Origin of the sequence: Streptomyces sp. NPDC003038 (genome assembly GCF_040611115.1) — a bacterium.
Classification (GTDB): Bacteria; Actinomycetota; Actinomycetes; order Streptomycetales; family Streptomycetaceae; genus Streptomyces.
In genome coordinates, this window is record NZ_JBEXNN010000001.1 from 284,863 (window position 1) to 300,529 (window position 15,667).

The 15,667-nt window shown below is 66.9% G+C and carries 16 protein-coding genes; 4 read left to right on the top strand and 12 right to left on the bottom strand.

The window, feature by feature from the left end:
* Window positions 1–10: 10 nt before the first annotated feature.
* A complete protein-coding gene (locus ABZX75_RS01350; RefSeq protein WP_355406551.1) occupies window positions 11–1,819 on the bottom strand; it encodes a hypothetical protein in 1,809 nt (602 codons plus the stop codon).
* A gap of 114 nt (window positions 1,820–1,933) precedes the next feature.
* On the opposite strand from ABZX75_RS01350, the gene ABZX75_RS01355 reads away from it, so the two are divergent.
* Window positions 1,934–2,542 (top strand): hypothetical protein, encoded by a 609-nt coding sequence (locus ABZX75_RS01355; protein ID WP_355406553.1) that lies wholly within the window; start codon window positions 1,934–1,936, stop codon window positions 2,540–2,542.
* Window positions 2,543–2,565: 23 nt separating this feature from the next.
* Window positions 2,566–2,940, top strand: coding sequence for a restriction endonuclease (locus tag ABZX75_RS01360; RefSeq protein ID WP_355406555.1), 375 nt, complete (start codon window positions 2,566–2,568; stop codon window positions 2,938–2,940).
* A gap of 940 nt (window positions 2,941–3,880) precedes the next feature.
* On the opposite strand, the gene ABZX75_RS01365 is transcribed toward ABZX75_RS01360, so the two are convergent.
* The 9 genes from ABZX75_RS01365 to ABZX75_RS01405 form a co-directional block, all read right to left on the bottom strand.
* On the bottom strand, window positions 3,881–5,419 hold the full coding sequence (locus tag ABZX75_RS01365; RefSeq protein WP_355406557.1) for a terminase family protein: 1,539 nt from the start codon (window positions 5,417–5,419) through the stop codon (window positions 3,881–3,883).
* A complete protein-coding gene (locus ABZX75_RS01370; protein ID WP_355406559.1) occupies window positions 5,419–5,955 on the bottom strand; it encodes a hypothetical protein in 537 nt (178 codons plus the stop codon). The genes ABZX75_RS01365 and ABZX75_RS01370 overlap by 1 nt, the downstream gene beginning before the upstream one ends.
* A gap of 664 nt (window positions 5,956–6,619) precedes the next feature.
* Window positions 6,620–7,129 (bottom strand): hypothetical protein, encoded by a 510-nt coding sequence (locus tag ABZX75_RS01375; protein ID WP_355406561.1) that lies wholly within the window; start codon window positions 7,127–7,129, stop codon window positions 6,620–6,622.
* 66 nt (window positions 7,130–7,195) lie between these two features.
* Window positions 7,196–8,605 (bottom strand): ParB N-terminal domain-containing protein, encoded by a 1,410-nt coding sequence (locus ABZX75_RS01380; protein ID WP_355406563.1) that lies wholly within the window; start codon window positions 8,603–8,605, stop codon window positions 7,196–7,198.
* Window positions 8,598–9,269: a ParB/RepB/Spo0J family partition protein gene (locus ABZX75_RS01385; protein ID WP_355406565.1), complete on the bottom strand. Its 672-nt coding sequence runs from the start codon at window positions 9,267–9,269 to the stop codon at window positions 8,598–8,600. The genes ABZX75_RS01380 and ABZX75_RS01385 overlap by 8 nt, the downstream gene beginning before the upstream one ends.
* 295 nt (window positions 9,270–9,564) lie before the next feature.
* Window positions 9,565–9,756 (bottom strand): hypothetical protein, encoded by a 192-nt coding sequence (locus ABZX75_RS01390; RefSeq protein WP_355406567.1) that lies wholly within the window; start codon window positions 9,754–9,756, stop codon window positions 9,565–9,567.
* 222 nt (window positions 9,757–9,978) lie between these two features.
* Window positions 9,979–10,791: a class I SAM-dependent methyltransferase gene (locus ABZX75_RS01395; RefSeq protein ID WP_355406569.1), complete on the bottom strand. Its 813-nt coding sequence runs from the start codon at window positions 10,789–10,791 to the stop codon at window positions 9,979–9,981.
* On the bottom strand, window positions 10,788–11,129 hold the full coding sequence (locus ABZX75_RS01400) for a hypothetical protein (protein ID WP_355406571.1): 342 nt from the start codon (window positions 11,127–11,129) through the stop codon (window positions 10,788–10,790). The genes ABZX75_RS01395 and ABZX75_RS01400 overlap by 4 nt, the downstream gene beginning before the upstream one ends.
* A 59-nt stretch (window positions 11,130–11,188) precedes the next feature.
* A complete protein-coding gene (locus tag ABZX75_RS01405) occupies window positions 11,189–12,304 on the bottom strand; it encodes a ParB/RepB/Spo0J family partition protein (RefSeq protein ID WP_355406573.1) in 1,116 nt (371 codons plus the stop codon).
* Window positions 12,305–12,967: 663 nt separating this feature from the next.
* Here ABZX75_RS01405 and ABZX75_RS01410 point away from each other — a divergent pair.
* Window positions 12,968–13,492 carry a hypothetical protein gene (locus tag ABZX75_RS01410; protein ID WP_355406575.1) on the top strand — a complete coding sequence of 175 codons (525 nt, stop codon included), beginning with the start codon at window positions 12,968–12,970 and terminating at the stop codon, window positions 13,490–13,492.
* A 9-nt stretch (window positions 13,493–13,501) separates the two neighbouring features.
* On the top strand, window positions 13,502–14,275 hold the full coding sequence (locus tag ABZX75_RS01415) for a hypothetical protein (RefSeq protein ID WP_355406577.1): 774 nt from the start codon (window positions 13,502–13,504) through the stop codon (window positions 14,273–14,275).
* Here the strand turns inward: ABZX75_RS01415 and ABZX75_RS01420 are convergent.
* Both ABZX75_RS01420 and ABZX75_RS01425 read right to left on the bottom strand, forming a co-directional pair.
* Entirely contained in the window at window positions 14,265–15,233 is a 969-nt protein-coding gene (locus tag ABZX75_RS01420; RefSeq protein WP_355406578.1) for a recombinase zinc beta ribbon domain-containing protein, read from the bottom strand. The genes ABZX75_RS01415 and ABZX75_RS01420 overlap by 11 nt on opposite strands.
* 107 nt (window positions 15,234–15,340) lie before the next feature.
* Window positions 15,341–15,544: a DNA-binding protein gene (locus ABZX75_RS01425; RefSeq protein WP_355406580.1), complete on the bottom strand. Its 204-nt coding sequence runs from the start codon at window positions 15,542–15,544 to the stop codon at window positions 15,341–15,343.
* Window positions 15,545–15,667 lie beyond the last annotated feature (123 nt).

Here is a 15,667-nt window from a genome sequence, read left to right on the forward strand (position 1 = left end):
AGTTGGCAGATCATGCCGTCTCAGTCAGTGGTATCTGCGGGGTCTCGGTGGCGGCCTCGGGCAACCCTAGGTAGGCACGCACGGCCGCGTTGTCGCCCGTGGCGTCGGCGAGGCGGGCAGCAGCATCGAAGGCCCGGGCCTGGATGCGGTCGATCTCGTGCTGTGCGTCGTCAATCGGATACCCGGCGTCCTGGAGCATCCGTACGCCGGTCTCCATGGACAGCACTCCGGCGCCCACGCCCTTGACCACTTCGTCGAGGACAGCGGCTCGGTCGGTCGGGGTGTGTGGCCCCCAGGTGAGTTGGGCGGGTACCGACTGGCCTGCTGGCCAGCCCTGCGCCTGGCCGGCCTGGTGGAGCCGCTGGACCATACGCAGCAGGATCACGTACTTGTGAGCCCTGGCCAGCCGCATCGCTGCGACGAGCGAGTCGAGCGGGCCGAGGGCGAGTTGGAGGGCGTAGCCGGAGGGCAGGGCCGTTGGGTCGAGCGTGCCGAGCCCGGCAGAGGTGAGGCGGCTGTTCGCAGCAATGCGGTCGAGGACGTGGTCGACACGCGAGCGGAGTTCGGCGAGTTGTGCGGAGGTGTCGAGGACGTCCATGCGGCCGCCGTCGTTGAGCTGCCAGACGGTGCCGGCGCGGACCTTCACCGGCAGGGGCTGCCCGGTGTTGCGGTCGATGGGGAGCCGGGCGCCGGCGAGCCCGATGATCGGGGAGCCGGTCGTGGCACTGGCGGCGGAGGCGTCCGTATCAGTGGCGGACAGCTCATCGAGGGCCTGGAGGACCGTCGCCAGAGTGGGCTTGCCCCAGTGATCACCGGAGTGAGGGATGTTGTTGGTGATGTGGATCAGGGGAATGAAGTCGACCTGGAGGTCGAGTCGGTCGAGGACTTCGCCGTCGGAGCGGGCTCGGAAGGTCGCCTTGTGCAGGGGCAGGTCGTACAGCAGGTCGGAGTGCTTGAGGTCGTCGAGGTCCCATTCGGCGTCGGTGAGGTAACAGGTGTACGCGGAGGGCCGCCCAGCCGCCCACGGGTAGGTGCGGGTGATGACCCCGGTCGCAGGGTCCTGGGTATCACCGGGCACAAGCAGAGCGACGCCGTCGTCTCCAGGAACGGGCTCACGGAAATGAGCGCCGTCCTTGTTCGTAGCAGGGCGGCTGGCCGGGGCGATCGGCGCGAGATCGTAGGTGATGCGGCGCAGCCTGGCCTTGGTGCCGCGGCGTACATCTTCAGGGATCTCCCAGGCGAGGTGCACGCGCGTCGGGAACTCGCCTGAGTCCTGCTCGTCGTCCGGCCACTCGGCGAAGTAGAGGCCTGGGTCCCAGGTTCGGAGCAGGACGCGCCCCTTGGCGGGGTCCCAGGCCAGGGAGTAGACGGAGTCGCCGAGGAGGAGCGCGGTCCGCTCGGCCTGTTGGAGGCGCAGCGGCAGGAGCTCCTTCTCCGCCCAGGCCCGGAGACGCTCTTGAACGGCGGCGGCCTCGGCATGTCCTTCGGGCTCCTCGCCGGCGGCCTGCTCCGCACCGGGCACGATGATTGTCTGCTCCGAGCCGAGCAGGTAGCCCAGGGCGGTGTCGATCAGCTTGCTCGCGTCACCGAGCTCCCGCCGCTCGCGGCCCGCGACGTCGTCACCGGTGATCGCGGCAACCTGGCCAGCCTGGTTTGAGTCGTAGGCGGCCAACAGCCGGTACGCGGACAACCGCCGCAGATCCTCATCCGGGACCCACGAGGACGTCAGGTCGGACCAGGCGTTGCGGCGGGGGTCGGCCATGACCGGCTTGTAGTCGAGCCAACTCCATACGTCGGTGATCAGCTTGCGCAGGCCCACAGCGTTTCTCCAGGCGGTCGGCCCCCGCGCCGCCTGTTCAGGTTAGCGCCGTGTACCCGGTCACCGGCCGCTCACCAGACGATTGGCACTTCGGAGAGCACTCATTCAGTGCCCGTGGGTAACATCATCGGGCTGGGGTCAGCACTGATGCTGACCGCGACGGGGAGGAGCGCGGGCTACGTGACGTCCATGCGAGCACAGCGGATTCATCCGGCGGCGTACGAGGCTCTGACGGAGGCGTTGGCCAGGATCTTCTGGTACAAACCTGAGCTTGCCGAGTTCATCCGGGTTCGGGCCGAGGAGTATCCGGAGCTCGTAGTGGGTCTCGACTTCACCGACTACAAGATTCGCTTTGCCAGCGCCTTCGTCGCGCAGCTGAAGGCTGGCGAGGACCGGTTCAGGGACTTGACCCTGTCCATCATGCTCGAAGTAGCCCAACGGAACTCCTTCCCCAGTCTCAAGCGGCACGAGAACTCAGAAAAGCTGCTGGCTGAGGCACGCGATGCTGTTGCCGAGCTTCGGACCTGGACTGATCGTCTGCAAGGTCTCTTGGACGAGCGAGCCGCCGTGGAGGCGGAGCAGGCTGCTGCCGAGGAGCGGGAGAAGTACCGCCGCGGGTTCTCTGAGCGGCTCGCGGAGCTCAAGGAGGAGTTCCTCCGGCTCCAGATGGAGACCAACCGCCAACAGGCCGGGCGGCCGGGCGTGACTTCGAAGTTCTGCTGAATGGCCTGTTCCGACTGCACGACATGCAGCCTCGACTCGCCTACGAGCTGGAGTACGAACAGATCGACGGTTCCTTCACCTTCGACACCGACGACTACGTGGTCGAGGCAAAGTGGCTGAAGGAGTCCGTGGAGGCGGGTCGGCTGCGGGAGTTCAATGACAAAGTGCGCAGCAAGGGTAAGAACGCTCTGGGGCTCTTCGTCAGCGTGAACGGCTTCACGTCGGGCGCCCGCGCCGTCTTCCGCGAAGGTACCTCCTTCATCACGATGGACGGCACCGACCTGTTCTGTGTGCTGGACGACCGCGTCCGGCTCGACGAGCTCCTGGCCCGCAAGAAGCGCCACGCGAACGAGACAGGCAGCTGCTACTTCCCGGCGAGCCTCATGCTCGGCGATTAACTCCTGGGCCCCTCGGCCTCCGCGACCGCCGCGGCGTGTCCAGGCATGCCAGGAACGGGGAAGCTCGCGCAGGCGCCGACGAAGGCGTCACACGCGCCCACCGTCCCTCTCCTTCCGGCCCGCGTCCGTCCACCGCTGCTCGCACTCGGCGCGGGTGGGGCTTGCGGCGGTGGCTGGGATGCCGTCGGCGAGCTTGCGCCGTTGGGCGAGCAGCCCTTCCCGGCGGCCTTGGTCATCGCCGCCTTCAGCTCGGCAACGTGCTGGTCCCGCTTCGCTAGATGCGCCCGCACACGCCATCAGCCCTGCCCAGAGGGATATCCCCGCGGCGGCGACACGTACCGCTCTTCCGCTCATCAGCATGATCGCGACGCTACACGGGGCCGTTTCCTCATCGGGCCGTTTCCACTGGAGCTGTCCACAGGGGGCTGGGGATATTCACAACTCCACCCCGCGCGCAGGTGCCGTCACTTATGTTGACGATGGACGCGCTGAACTCTCCTGCCTTCCCGGCCCATTACGCACCAACTACCGGGATGGTGCCTGGAAGGTGGGAGAGTTCGATGCCAAGGGATCGCGGGCGTCACCGTAGCCCCAAGGATCCGTCCAAGAGGGAGAGGAACGGTCGACTGGCCTTCCTGTTGATCCAGGTTGCAGCCTGGATCACGGGCTGGTTCACGAACCAGTGATCAGCCGCCGTTCCTGCACCACCGCAAGGTAAGGGGCTACCGGAAAGCGTCCCCGACCTGCACCGGTTGCCGGGTTGTTGGCTTGCGCTGACAGCCCGGCACCATCCTCTGCTCTGCGGCCGCCGACCGTACGGATGGGTGTACCCGTCCGTACGATCCAGGTCGCTGACACATAAGAGTCAACGTACTCCAGCTGCGTCAAGTTATAAGCGTCAATCGCGAAAGAGCACATCGACCTATGCGCGAGGGTGGGGTTACCTCCGGCCGTCGAACCGGCCGTCCTCGGTGTCGTTGACGATGACGTCGAGTTGGTCAGGATCTGCGAGCTCCGTCAGGCCGTGTACGGCAGCGTCCATCCTGTCGGGGCTGTCCATGCCTTCGACCCAGGTGACCATCTGGTCTTCGAGCTCGGTGTACTCGCCGACGTGGTGGACGAGCCCCTGGTCGTACAGCTGCGCCACGGGCGCGGCTCGGAGCCGCTTGCCCACCTTGGCAGTGACTTCCAGAATCATCGGCATGAGCAAGCCCTTGGTGACGCCGTCAGTGCGGAGCTGCTCCCACGCCTGCCGAAGAATCTGCTTGGCCATGTCACCGCCGTAGTTGCTTTCGACCACGAGGGCATCTGCTTTGAGTTCGAGGGCAAGGCGGCAGGCGGCTGTGCCCCAGTCGTTGGCGCCCATGGGGCCGGATCTGTCGGCCAGCAGGTAGAGGTGCCGGTCGAAGTCGCGGCCAAGGCCGATGATGCCGGTCTCGTCGTTCACGGTCGAGTCGCCTCCGGCGGGGTCGACGGCGACGACGATCCGGGCCATGTCGATGCCGGAGAACTGGACGGCGTTGATGCGGGCGGCCTCGATCCACTTCCGCTTCCATACGCCTCCCTCGGGCGGGCGCGGCTTCTGCATGTAGAGGGCTCCCCAGACTCGTTCACCGACGCGCTTGCGGGTCTTGGCGTGATGGGTCGTGTCGAATCGCTCAGGCCAGAGGGGCTGGCCAAAAGGGCGACCGAGGGGATCGTCGGGACTGTCGGCGAGGGCGGGCAGGTCGATGATGTGCCAGGCCTCCCGTTCCGTTGCGAGGATGCGGCCGGCAAGGTCGTCTTCGTGCCAGCGAGTCTGGATGACGCAGATCGCCCCGTTCGGCTCGATGCGGGTCTGGAGCACGGAGGTCCACCAGTCCCACGCCCGCTTGCGCATGGTCGGGCTGTCCGCGTCGGCCATGTCTTTGACGGGGTCGTCCACGATGGCGATGTGGGCGCCGCGGCCGGTGAGGCCGCCGCCGATGCCTGCGGCGAGGAGACCACCTTCGCCGCCAGCGATGTCGAACCGGTTCGCGGCGGAGCTGCCCGCCTTGAGGTGGATGCCGAGGTCTTCACCCCACGTGAGGATGGCGTCGCGGATCCAGCGGCCGTGGTCGTCGGCCAGGTCGGAGGAGTAGCTGGCGATCATCATCCGGTGGCCTGGGTTACGTCGCAGATACCAGAGCGGAGCCCATCGGCTGGCGCGGCGGCTCTTGCCGTGCCGTGGGGGCATGGTGAGCATGACGCGGTCGAGTCGGCCTTCGGCCATGTCGATGAACGCCTGGTCGATGAGGTCGAGGTGCGGGGCCTGCATCTCTCGGCCGTCGGTGAGGACGGCAGCCAGGGCGCCTGGGGAGCGGTCCATGGCGAGTCGTTTCTCCACGACGACGAGCTGGGCGCGGAGTTCGGGTGAGGCTTGGGCGGCTATGGCTCGGCGCTGCTCGGAGGGCAGCGTGCTGTAGTGCGCGAGCAGGACCTCGCGGTCTCGGCCGGTCATCAGTTGTCGGCCTGGTCGGTGAGGTCGATGAGCGCGACGAGTTCGTCCGTAGTGGCGGTCGCAACCTGGACGGGTCCACCTTCGGGGCCGGCGAGTTCGGTCCTTGTGGGCATGTCGAGGCCGAGGAGTCGGGCGCGCCGTTCCATGACGCGCAGGGCGCGGTCGATGGCGGTGAGGTCCTGATCGCGGACGACCTTTCTGTAGGCGACGAGGAAGAGCCGGTCGAGACGGTCGGCTTCCAGGGCGCGCATCTCATCGACGTCATGGTTCAGTTCGGTGCGGCGGTCGTCGAGGGCCTTGCGGACGTCTCGGCAGGCGGCGTGAATGAGCGCCTGTTCGTCTGGGGGTTCCTGGCCCTTGCGGTACCGCTCGATCCCGTAGCCCTGGGGGTATGCGGCCCCGTCGGCGTTTACGGCCGGGTCTGCGGCCAGCTTCCTGGCGATGGACAGCCAGTCGACGCCGGCGAGGCGTAGGTCAATGGCGTCCGAGCGGCGGCGCGCGATGGCCGCACGCGCGGCTTTGTCAGGGCGTCCCACCGCGGTGCTCCTCCACAGCTCGGTGCGCCCCCACGCCCACCGCCATGATCGCACTTCTCGCGGCCGTCCAGACGCCGAGCAGTCGGACCCCTTACGCGAAAGCGGGGACGGCGCGGACGGTCGGCTGCTAGCTTCGTGCACGGAGATTCATGCTGGATCAGGCAGTGCCTGCGCCAGCCAGTCGCGACCCGTTTGCACGGCGCATTCCGACGAAATGCCTGTTCAAACGGCGAGCGACCCCGTGACGAGCATAGCGGGCTCCGCCCAACGCTCCCTGCGGCCACAGTTGGCCACACAGCAAGGCAGTAACGGTTTCAGCGTCGGATGGAACTCGGACGATCACCCATGTGGTCGTACCGGGTGCATCGACGTATTCGAGTGCTCGGCACGGCCACCTGATTTGAAGGAAGGCCGATGTCGGCGAATTCAGCCACGACCATCGTCGTGGAATGGGGCGGGGTGGTTTCTCTCGCCCTGCTCATTCTCGTTCCCATCGCGGGTCAGTGCGCCTCGCTCATCGACGCCGTTCGGAAGGTGTCTGACACGTGGAGGGGAGACGGGCCGCCTCGTGACGAGGGGGGCGGGGAGCGCGGACCGGATCACTGAGTCCCGTCAGACCCTGCCAGGCCGGCCGGGCTTTCACCCGGTCGGCCTGGTCTTGCGTCTACATCAGCGTCATCTGTCCGGGGACGCTGCCGGTTCCGAGGCCGCGGGGGCGCTCGCCCGGGATGGTGACGACGCCTGCGGCGCGCAGGTGGTGGGCAAACTGCCAGTTCCGACAGCTGGCGAACGCCTTGTTGCTGGCATTGGGGTCGTCGGGCGGGATGTGCTTGTCGGTGAACGGGATCGGCCGGGCGTCGGTGAGGGTGACCTTGAGGTCCTTGACCTGGATCTCCACGTGATAGCCAGGCGCGCGTTCGAAGGCGAGGTGCGGGTTGTCCTCCCATCGGTAGGGGCCGGTGGTGACGCCGCACAGGTAGTAGGCGATGGCGTACCGGTTCGCGTCGAGCGTGGTGGTGAGGTCCTGCGGGCCGTCCTGTTGCACATTCCGGCTGTATGGGCCGTGCAGGGAGCGGGCGCAGTGTTGGGTGAGGTCGATACCGGTGACGTACTTGAGCCACAGGTAGTGGTAAAGCCTTTTCCCGCGCTCAATTCGAATTGTCGGCGGCTTCACTGAATTCCCCCCTCGGAAATGGAACATTCACCCTCTAATTATATAAGAATTGGAGGGGATTCCGATTTACCCATTTCGTCGCTCGCACATGTCCAAGAGGGTCTGCACGAGCGGCTTGTGCCGGTTGTGCCGGTATCCCTGTGGGTACTCCATGTTGAATTCAACTTCGAGTGACTCGCGACGAACCGCGGGGTCGATGGGGAGCGGCCGGCGACAGCGTGCGTAGATGTTTCCGCCGTTCGGATTGCCCAGGATCTCCACGTCGGCGAAGTATCTCGACAGCAGTGCACGCAGGGTCTCTGGGGTGTGGAACTTCTGCATGGTCCACACCCCGCTGCGGAAGGTCGCGGCGAAGCCGTTCTCGTCCAGGAACTCCAGGGCTCGCCGGTAGTTGCCGTTGTTCCGGTGCTTGCGGCCCGCCAGCTTGCGCTCGATGGAGCCGAGGGAACGCGTACCGGTGTAGAAGACGCCCGAGGCATTGAGCAGCGAGTTGCAGGCCGCGATGACGTGGCCTTCGAACTCCAGTGAGGTGACGGAGTTCAGAACGCTGTCGAGTACGACGACGTCGTACAGCCCGTGGGCCTGGACGTCTCGCTGGAGGTCCCGGATGTGCGCCACAGTCGCCGCGATGTCGAGCGCGTTCTTCTTGCCGGAGGCTTTCACGTGGGGCTCGTACCAGTGGGCATCGTGCCCCTGGTCCTTGAGACGCTTGATGTACGCCGCCTCACCGGCCCCGAAGTCGACGATGCGCTGCCCCCGCTTGATTTCGCGCAGGACGTAGCGTTCGTAGGTGGTGGATTTGTGGGAGTCCCCTTCGTCGCCGCTGAGGCGGTGCATCTGGCACCAGTGCTGGTTGTACGCCTTGATGCCGAGCTGGGTGTAGTCGTAGACGCCGTAGTCGCCTTCCAACCATTCAATAAGTTCGTCGGCCTCCTGCACGGACACGCGGTAGCACAGCACCGGGTATTTGAGGTCGTGGCCCACCACCGCGTAGTCGTTGTTGAGGATGACTCGGCCGGCGGAGTCGGCAACGATCGAGCCCCAGGGCCCGTATCGGGTGACAAGGCGGCGGATCTCTTCCTGGATGGCAGCGTTGCCGCGCGCCACCACGGCGATGTCCTGGGGCTCGATCCACTCCCACCCGTGGACGTCGTCGGCTGCGACCGGGGCACGTACCCGAGAGCCGTCGGTTTCCACGGAGTTGTGCAGGAGGTTGAACTGGACCTCGTCGTGGGTGGTTACGTGCTTGCCGAGCAGCAGGGCGGGCACGGTCTGTTCGCCGTTGGCATTGAGGCTCTTGGTGCGTTGGTGGCCGGCGATGAGGATGCCGTTGCCGTTGACGATGACCGGCTTGACGCAGCCGAACAGGGCCAAGCTCTGCTTGAGGCGTTCGAAGGCGTTCTCGGACAGGCGCCGGGGGTTGTAGGGGGCGGGCTTGAGCCCGGCCAGGGGGAAGTCCGCGACGAACTCAGGCATCGGTGACCTCCTGGTCGTCGTCGGCGGCGGCGCCCGTGTCGAGGAGGTAGTGGCCGAAGCCGGAGTCAGTGCCGCGTCGCTCGTAGTACGCGGTGTGAGCTGTGTTGAGGCGTTCGACTTCGTCCGCGGTGATCTGGACCCGGGTGGTGCCCCACTGGATGAAGCCCCACTGGAGGTGCTCGTCCTTGATCTTCTCGCCCTCGCCGGCGATGGTCTCGGCGGGGAGGACAGCGGGCAGGCTGGTGTCGAGGAGCTCGTCGAGAGCTGTCTGGTCGTAGCCCGTGCCCTGGAGGTCCGGGAGTTCCTCGAGGATTTCCGCCAGCAGGGCCGAGTCGTAGCCGGCGAGGTCCGAGGTCCGGTTGTCGACGACCACGATCCGAGTGGCGGCCTCGTCATCGACGTCGACCCACGTGGCCGCGATGGCCTCCCACCCAAGTTCGACGGCGGCCTGGAAGGTGTGGTTGCCGGCCAGGATCTCGCCGGGGCGTCCAGTGTGGGTGCCTCGGTTCACGACGATGGCCTTGTACTGGCCGTTGATCGTCAGCGATTCGCGGATGGAGACGACATCGCCGTTCCTCGGGTTGCGGTGGAACGGCGTGAGGTCGGCGACGGGCACCGCCAGGGGCAGCAGCTCGTCGGGGATGTTGGCGGGCGTGGCGTTCACGGGCGTGGCGTCCCTCTTGTAGGCCGTTCCCCGCGCCCTACGGAGAGCCAGCCTAGTCGGTTGGTTCTCTACCGCCGGCGGCCGCTTCCGCTCCGCGAGCGTCGGGAACACCGAAGCGGGCGCCAGCTACGGCGCCCGCTCCGGTTGCGGTGTCAGCGGTTGTTGCAGCGGCAGATACCGGAAGGCAGGCACCACGAGGAGCAGGAGTTGCACCAGATCGCCCCTGGCACGGGCGGCTCCCGGTCGGGGGCTCCGAGGGCTCCGGCTCCTCTGGTCCTGGGCGCCTTGTCCATGGTCATGATGCTCGTTTCCTGAGTCGGGTGCTGATCGCCGCTTCAAGCGCGGCAAGGTTGCGCGGCCCCTCCGGGTCGGGTTCCCGGATCCGCAGCTTGGCGGGGAGTCGGTCCCTTTCGGCGAGGAGCCTGAGGTAGAGCGGGTAATCCGCGGGATCGCCGCGGTAGTTCGGATCGACGTAGCCGTCGCCCACGTGACGCTCCTTCTGCGCGGAATCCGCCCCCGGTGGGGGCGGATTCATCACGGTCGTGAGGAAGGTGGCGGGCTGCTCCTTGGTCTCGCTTTGGAACGAGGCCGGTGCCTGGCGAGCAGGGCGCGGGGGGTTGGCCACCCGCCAGGCACCGAGGAGTTGCCGCATGCCACGGCGTCGCTGGTCGGCGGCCTCGCACCACCGGCCAGCAAGTAGACACTAACACTAGTCAGTGTTGGTATCTATCTTTCGGTGTAAGAAGAGGCCGTCCTGAGATGCCCTCTGCTCCGATTCCGGCGCCTCGGCGGGGCCCCGCGCGAGCACGGGCAACTGCGAGCGCACCGGGATCACGGTCAGGACGGTCCGGACGCCCTTGAACCAGTGATCCGGAAGCGGCGTGATAGTGCCGCGGGCCTCGCGCACCTGGCTGCGGAAGTCCGCTGCCAGTGCGTTGGTCCGGAAGGTGAGACCGGCGAACATCACCGCTACGAGCAGCCCGTCGGGGCGGATCCACCGCAGTGCGCGCTGTACGTGGCGGATGTCGAGCTGCTTGACGTACGGCGGGTTCATGACCACACGGTCATAGCGCGCGGTCACGGTCACTTGCCGGGCGGAGCCGCGGCTTCGGATGATCTCGGCGCGGCTCGGGTCAAGTTCGACACAGTCGACCACGGCGCCGCGGTCAGCGATCCGCTCAGCCATGGCACCGGTACCGGCGGACGGTTCGAGGACCTCTTGTCCTGTTTGCAAGTCCGCAAGGTCGAGAACCTCGTCGACCAGGGCGGGCGGCGTGGGGAAGTAGCCGCGCTCGGCGTCGGTGGTCACCTCCCCTTCGGCGAGCAGACCGGCAATGGCGTCGGCCGCGTTGACGGGGAAGACGTGGCCGCACTTCCAGCGGTCCCACCTTCCCCCGACCGCCGAGAGCGCGAGGTTCACGCGCTGGTAGAGGCGGTCTTCGAGCTGGCCGCTGAGGAACAGGATCGGCCCGTCGCAGCGCGCGAATCGGATGGTGTCCAGTACGTCGGCGTCGATCTTCACGACCGGCCCTCGATGCCGGACTCGCCAACGGAGGTTGCGCGCGCCTGGATCAGCTCGGCTTCGAGTTCGACGAGACGGGCCGCGACCATGAGCGCGAACCGTACGGAGACGGAGCCACCGGCCGCGCCCAGGAGTTCGGCCGTGGCAGCACGCGTGAGGTCGTCCGCCTCCTGAGCGGCCCCGTCCCCCTGGCCGACGCGGGCGGAGGCCAGGCGTCCGGCCGCGCGTTCGACAAGCTCCTGAGCCTTCGGGTCGTACTCCTTGAGGGCGTTGCCCGCCTCCGCGGCCGTGAACAGGCACTGGTTGACGTTGCGCATGTGGTGGATGTCGTTGATCACTGTGGGCTCCTTGAAGAAGGGCGGGCGGCCGTTGAGGCCGCCCGCCCTGGACTGGTCGATCAGGCGGCGGTCTCGGTCGACTCCGTGTCGCCCGCTACCGTCTCCGACTCCTCATCAGCGGCGGCATTGCCCTCCGGCTCCTGCTCGGCGTCCGATCCCGCGTCGGCGCCGCCCTCCGGCTCGACAGCTGCCGCCATCAGGGCCTCCGCTTCGGCGGCGAGGTCCGGCGCCTCCGCCTCGGCGCTGACGATGATCGCGCTGGCTTCCGCGTGCGCTACGGCCTGTCGGACCTGGAAGCGCGCCTTCTCCAGACGCTTGGCGGCACGGTCCAGCTGCTCCAGGCGCTGCCTAACCTCCCCGGCCAGGAGCTTGGACAGGTGCTGGGCGTCGGTCTTCGCGACGTCCTCCAGCAGGCCGCACAGACGCTCGATCTCGTCGAGTGCCGTCTTGGTCTTGGTGGTCTCCTTCGTGCGCTCGGCCTTCTGCTCGGGGGTCATCTCCTCGACCTCGACCATGGAGTCCTGGGTCGCCGCCTTCTCCTGCTTGCGCATGGCGTAGGCGATGTGGACGAGCTGGTTGTCGGTCAGGTCACCCTTCTTCCACTTCTCGAAGACGCCCTTCTGGTTGTCCTTGGTCAGCGCGGCGATCTGGACGGCTGCCTGGGTGCCGATGTGGCCAAGGTTCACGGCGGCGGCGACTTCGGGCCTCAGGCCGAGGAGGGCGAGGCGCGCGTTGATGTACTGCACCGTCTTCGAGACCTTCTTGGCGACGATCTGGACGGCGTCCTTGAGCTCGACGTCCGAACCCTGCATGTCGACGAGCTTCTTGAAGCCCTTGGCCTCTTCGAGCGGCAGCATGTCGGCTCGGTTGATGTTCTCGACCATGGCCTTTTCGAAGGCGGCCGCATCATCGATGGCCTCGCCGTCGTTACCCGTGATGATCCGGGCATCGATGGTGATCTTGCCCGCGATCTCGTGGGCCCGGAAGCGGCGCTCGCCGGCGACGATCTCGTAGCCACCCTTCTCGCGCTTACGAACGACGATCGGCTGGAGCAGGCCGTGCTCGTTGATCGAGTCGGCCAGCTCCTTGAGCTCGGCCTCGTCGAAGTGCTCGCGAGGCTGACCCTCGTTGCGGTGGATCTGAGCGAGCTTGAGGCTGGCGGTCTTGGTACCCATCCGATTCTCCAAGAGGTCGTTCGGAGTGAGGTTTCCTCCCCGCTCCTTGTAGTTCTATTCTATATGCACTCCTGAGGTGGGTCCACATTTGCCTGAAAGTTTCTGCACGTCAAAGGCCCGGCGCGACCGGAAGGTCACGCCGGGCCCGGCTCACTCTGCACCCCCGCAAGCCCCGGAGGCTGCGCGGGGTGGATGCGGCGGCCGGCGGGGAACCGCCGTGGGGGCGACGATCGCAAGGGCGGCCAGCAGGTCATGCGCCGCGTCGTTTCCGAGGTCTACGAACACCTCGCCGCGCGACTCCCCCAGTCGCGCGAGCACCCTCTCCAGTTCGACCGCCACGCCGCACCCCTCCGTGTTGCACAGTCACTTCCCCCACCCTCCGCAGCGGGACATAGATCCCGACACACCTCCGTACGCGGCACACCTTGGCGTACATCGGTGCGCTCAGCACCGCCGCAGCCCAGAGGTGCGGGCATGCCCGCACCTCTAGCATCATGATCCAACGGATCTACAACGATCCTGCTTCGGAGAGTGACCTAATGTCAATGAAGATAGACAATGGATCGGACCGACACGTTCCCAACTAGCCCTGGCTGCCGCAATCCAGCCAACCCGCTATCATCCATCGCGGCCGCTCGGGTGGCCGCCACGAAGGACCCGCCTATGCCCTCCGGCCCCGACATCCCACTGGCGAGCAAGCTGGCATTGCTGCTGCGTCGGAAGGCTGGCCGCGTCGGCAAAAGCCCCAGCCTGCGCGCCCTGGAGGCTGCGACTGCGGCCACTCCCGGCGGCAAGCCGGCGATGACCCACCAGGTCATCGCCGACCTCCTCAATGGCGAGAAGAACGACCCGAAAACATCACAGACCCTCGGACTCGCACGGGCATTCGACGCTCCGGTAGCTTTCTTCCTTCCCGGGTACAACGGCCTGACCTCCTTGGAGGTCTACGAGGGGCAGGCGGACGCCCGGGAGGCGTTGCGGCTGATCCACGACCTGGGGGAAACGGGCGCCGCGGAGCTCTTGGAGGCCGCACGCGCGATCCGAAAACGACACGGTAAGGCCGACACCAACATCCCGGAGGTGCCGGAGCTGCCGCCCATGGTGGAGCCGCCGCGACCCGGCCGGCGTCGCCGACTGTCGTTTACCGAGGCTGCCGATCGGGCCGTCTCTGATTTGGAAGGACTCTGAAAGACCATCATGGACGGCATCGTCTTTGGCATATGCACTCTGGTCGGGATCGTGGGGACGTGGTGCTCCGCCCGAGATGCCTGGCGGCTGCGTGACCGGACTGAGTACCGGATCGCCCGCGCCGCCCGCGCAGTTGCCTTCGGTGTCTGCACGATCGGCGTCCTCTTGGCCGTGCCGGCGGTCGAGAGCCTGCTTGAAGGCCTGACCGGCATGAACAACTCGGCCAAGCTCGGGGCACACATCTGCGCCGTGCTGTGGTGTGGAAGCCTCCAGCTGATGCTGGTGGACTGGTCGTATAACTACGAGGTGCTCAAGGCCAGCCTCTACGCGCGGGTCGCTCTTGGCATCGCCGTGCTGGCCGCAATGCTGCCGCTGTTCATCGCGACCACTGGGCCCGAGATGGAGTTCACCACCGCCTTCGCGGAGGAACCCGGCGTGACCGTCTACCTTCTGGTCTACCTGACCTACGTTGCCATCACGTGCGGCGAGATCGCCTTCCTCTGCTCCGGCATGGCCCTGTCGACGTCGCGCCGCGGCCACACCTGGACCTGCCGAGGTCTCGCCACCTCGGCGGCCGCAGCCTGCCTCGGCGTCGCCTACGCGATCAGCAAGGGCTCGTACCTGGTGCTCCACTACCTCCGGCACCCCTGGCCGTTGCGGTACGAAGAGATCATCTCCCCTCTCCTCGCCGGCCTGGCAACGGTGGCTCTGATCACCGGTCTCACGATGGCCATGGTCGGCCGGCGACTCACTCAGCGGAAGGCTGACCAGGTCACTGCGTAACGCGGCCCTTCCGCCAGTCCAACACCACGCGGCCGGGCTCGATCGTTCGCACGCCCTTCGCGCTGGCCGGGAACACCCGCACGCCCTCCAGGAGCAGCAACGCGATGGCCTGCTTGGAGGCGTGCGGGGCCGTGTTCCACCACCGAACGAGGTCTCGGGCGCCGCCCAGCTTGAAGTTCGCCATCTGCTCCGCGAACCGGAGGCGGGTTCGACTGACCTTGAGCTCGTCGGTCGCGGCGTTCTGAGCGGCAAGGAAGGCGTCTCGGCCTATCTGCCGACGGCCGTACAGCTCCGCGACCTCGCGTCCTCGCTCCTCCAGCTCCGCAATCGCATTCTTGAGGTCCTCGACCTGCACGCGAGCGGCTTCCTGTGCGGCCTCAATGCTCGCCCGCACGTCCGGCTTGAGGAGTTCGGCAACGAGGTACTCGGCGACGTAGGTCTCAAGGAGCTCCGCGTTCACACGGACCTCCCCACATCCGCCCACTCCCTGCTTGTCCTTCGGACGGCAGCGGTACCCGGGGCTCCCCGCGTTGTTGCGAGCTCCGGTCAGATGCTGCTTGCACTTACCGCACGAAGCGATGCCCCCTACGTCTCCCGTGAGGAGATAGGAGTAGGGGGCGTCGGGCGTTGCCCTCTTCCGCTTGGCGTGGCGCTCCTCCAGCGCCATGAACTCCGCAGGGGTGATGGCCCCGGGGTGGCCGGCGTCGACCAGCTCACCGCTCTCGTCTCGCCTCAGGCCAGCGATGGCGGGGTTCTTAAGGAGGCGGCCGATGCTCGCATCCTTCCATTCACCCCCGAGGGTCCCGCGGTAGCCCTGGGCGTTGGCCCACACAGCGATATCCCCGTCGGACTGCGGAGGGTCCAGAAGGGCGCGGCTGGCCATCTCTCGCAGCGGCCCGACCTCGTCTTCGTGGAGGCGGCGCCGCGAGTTGTCCTCGAATCCGTAGAGCCGTGGCATGCGGTTCCGTCCGATCTCTTCTTGTTCTCCCCCGTGGCGGGCCGATCCTAGGTCACGGTCCGTACCAATGGCACGCTCCGTCTCAAGATCGAAGACCGCCGCCGCAGCTAGCGGCCCGGCGGTTCAACCTGCAGCGCACGCCACAGGGCGGCAGCTGGCACGCGCGTCGTACCGCCGAGCGGCAGCGTCTTCACGGGGAAGTCACCTGACCTGATCAAGGCGTATGCCTTGTGCACACCGATGCCGAGCGCCCGCGCCGCCGTCGACACGTTGACCGTCGGCGGAAGGGCCAGCAGCTCCTCCAAGGTCATCCCAGCGGCTGCGGAGCCGGTTCCCGAACTCTCTTTCACTGTCATCTCGCCGTCGCGTTCTCCCCCACGCCAACGTAGTCATAAGAATACTCCAACACTCCAGTGTTGGGGCACCATGTCTCA

Excerpts from the sequence above, each read along its gene's own strand:
- ABZX75_RS01420 (WP_355406578.1), bottom strand. The coding sequence starts at position 15,233 with ATGCCACGGCTCTACGGATTCGAGGACAACTCGCGGCGCCGCCTCCAC.
- ABZX75_RS01425 (WP_355406580.1), bottom strand. The coding sequence starts at position 15,544 with ATGACCTTGGAGGAGCTGCTGGCCCTTCCGCCGACGGTCAACGTGTCG.
- ABZX75_RS01415 (WP_355406577.1), top strand. The coding sequence starts at position 13,502 with ATGGACGGCATCGTCTTTGGCATATGCACTCTGGTCGGGATCGTGGGG.
- ABZX75_RS01365 (WP_355406557.1), bottom strand. The coding sequence starts at position 5,419 with ATGACCGGCCGAGACCGCGAGGTCCTGCTCGCGCACTACAGCACGCTG.
- ABZX75_RS01405 (WP_355406573.1), bottom strand. The coding sequence starts at position 12,304 with ATGGGTACCAAGACCGCCAGCCTCAAGCTCGCTCAGATCCACCGCAAC.
- ABZX75_RS01380 (WP_355406563.1), bottom strand. The coding sequence starts at position 8,605 with ATGCCTGAGTTCGTCGCGGACTTCCCCCTGGCCGGGCTCAAGCCCGCC.
- ABZX75_RS01360 (WP_355406555.1), top strand. The coding sequence starts at position 2,566 with ATGCAGCCTCGACTCGCCTACGAGCTGGAGTACGAACAGATCGACGGT.
- ABZX75_RS01410 (WP_355406575.1), top strand. The coding sequence starts at position 12,968 with ATGCCCTCCGGCCCCGACATCCCACTGGCGAGCAAGCTGGCATTGCTG.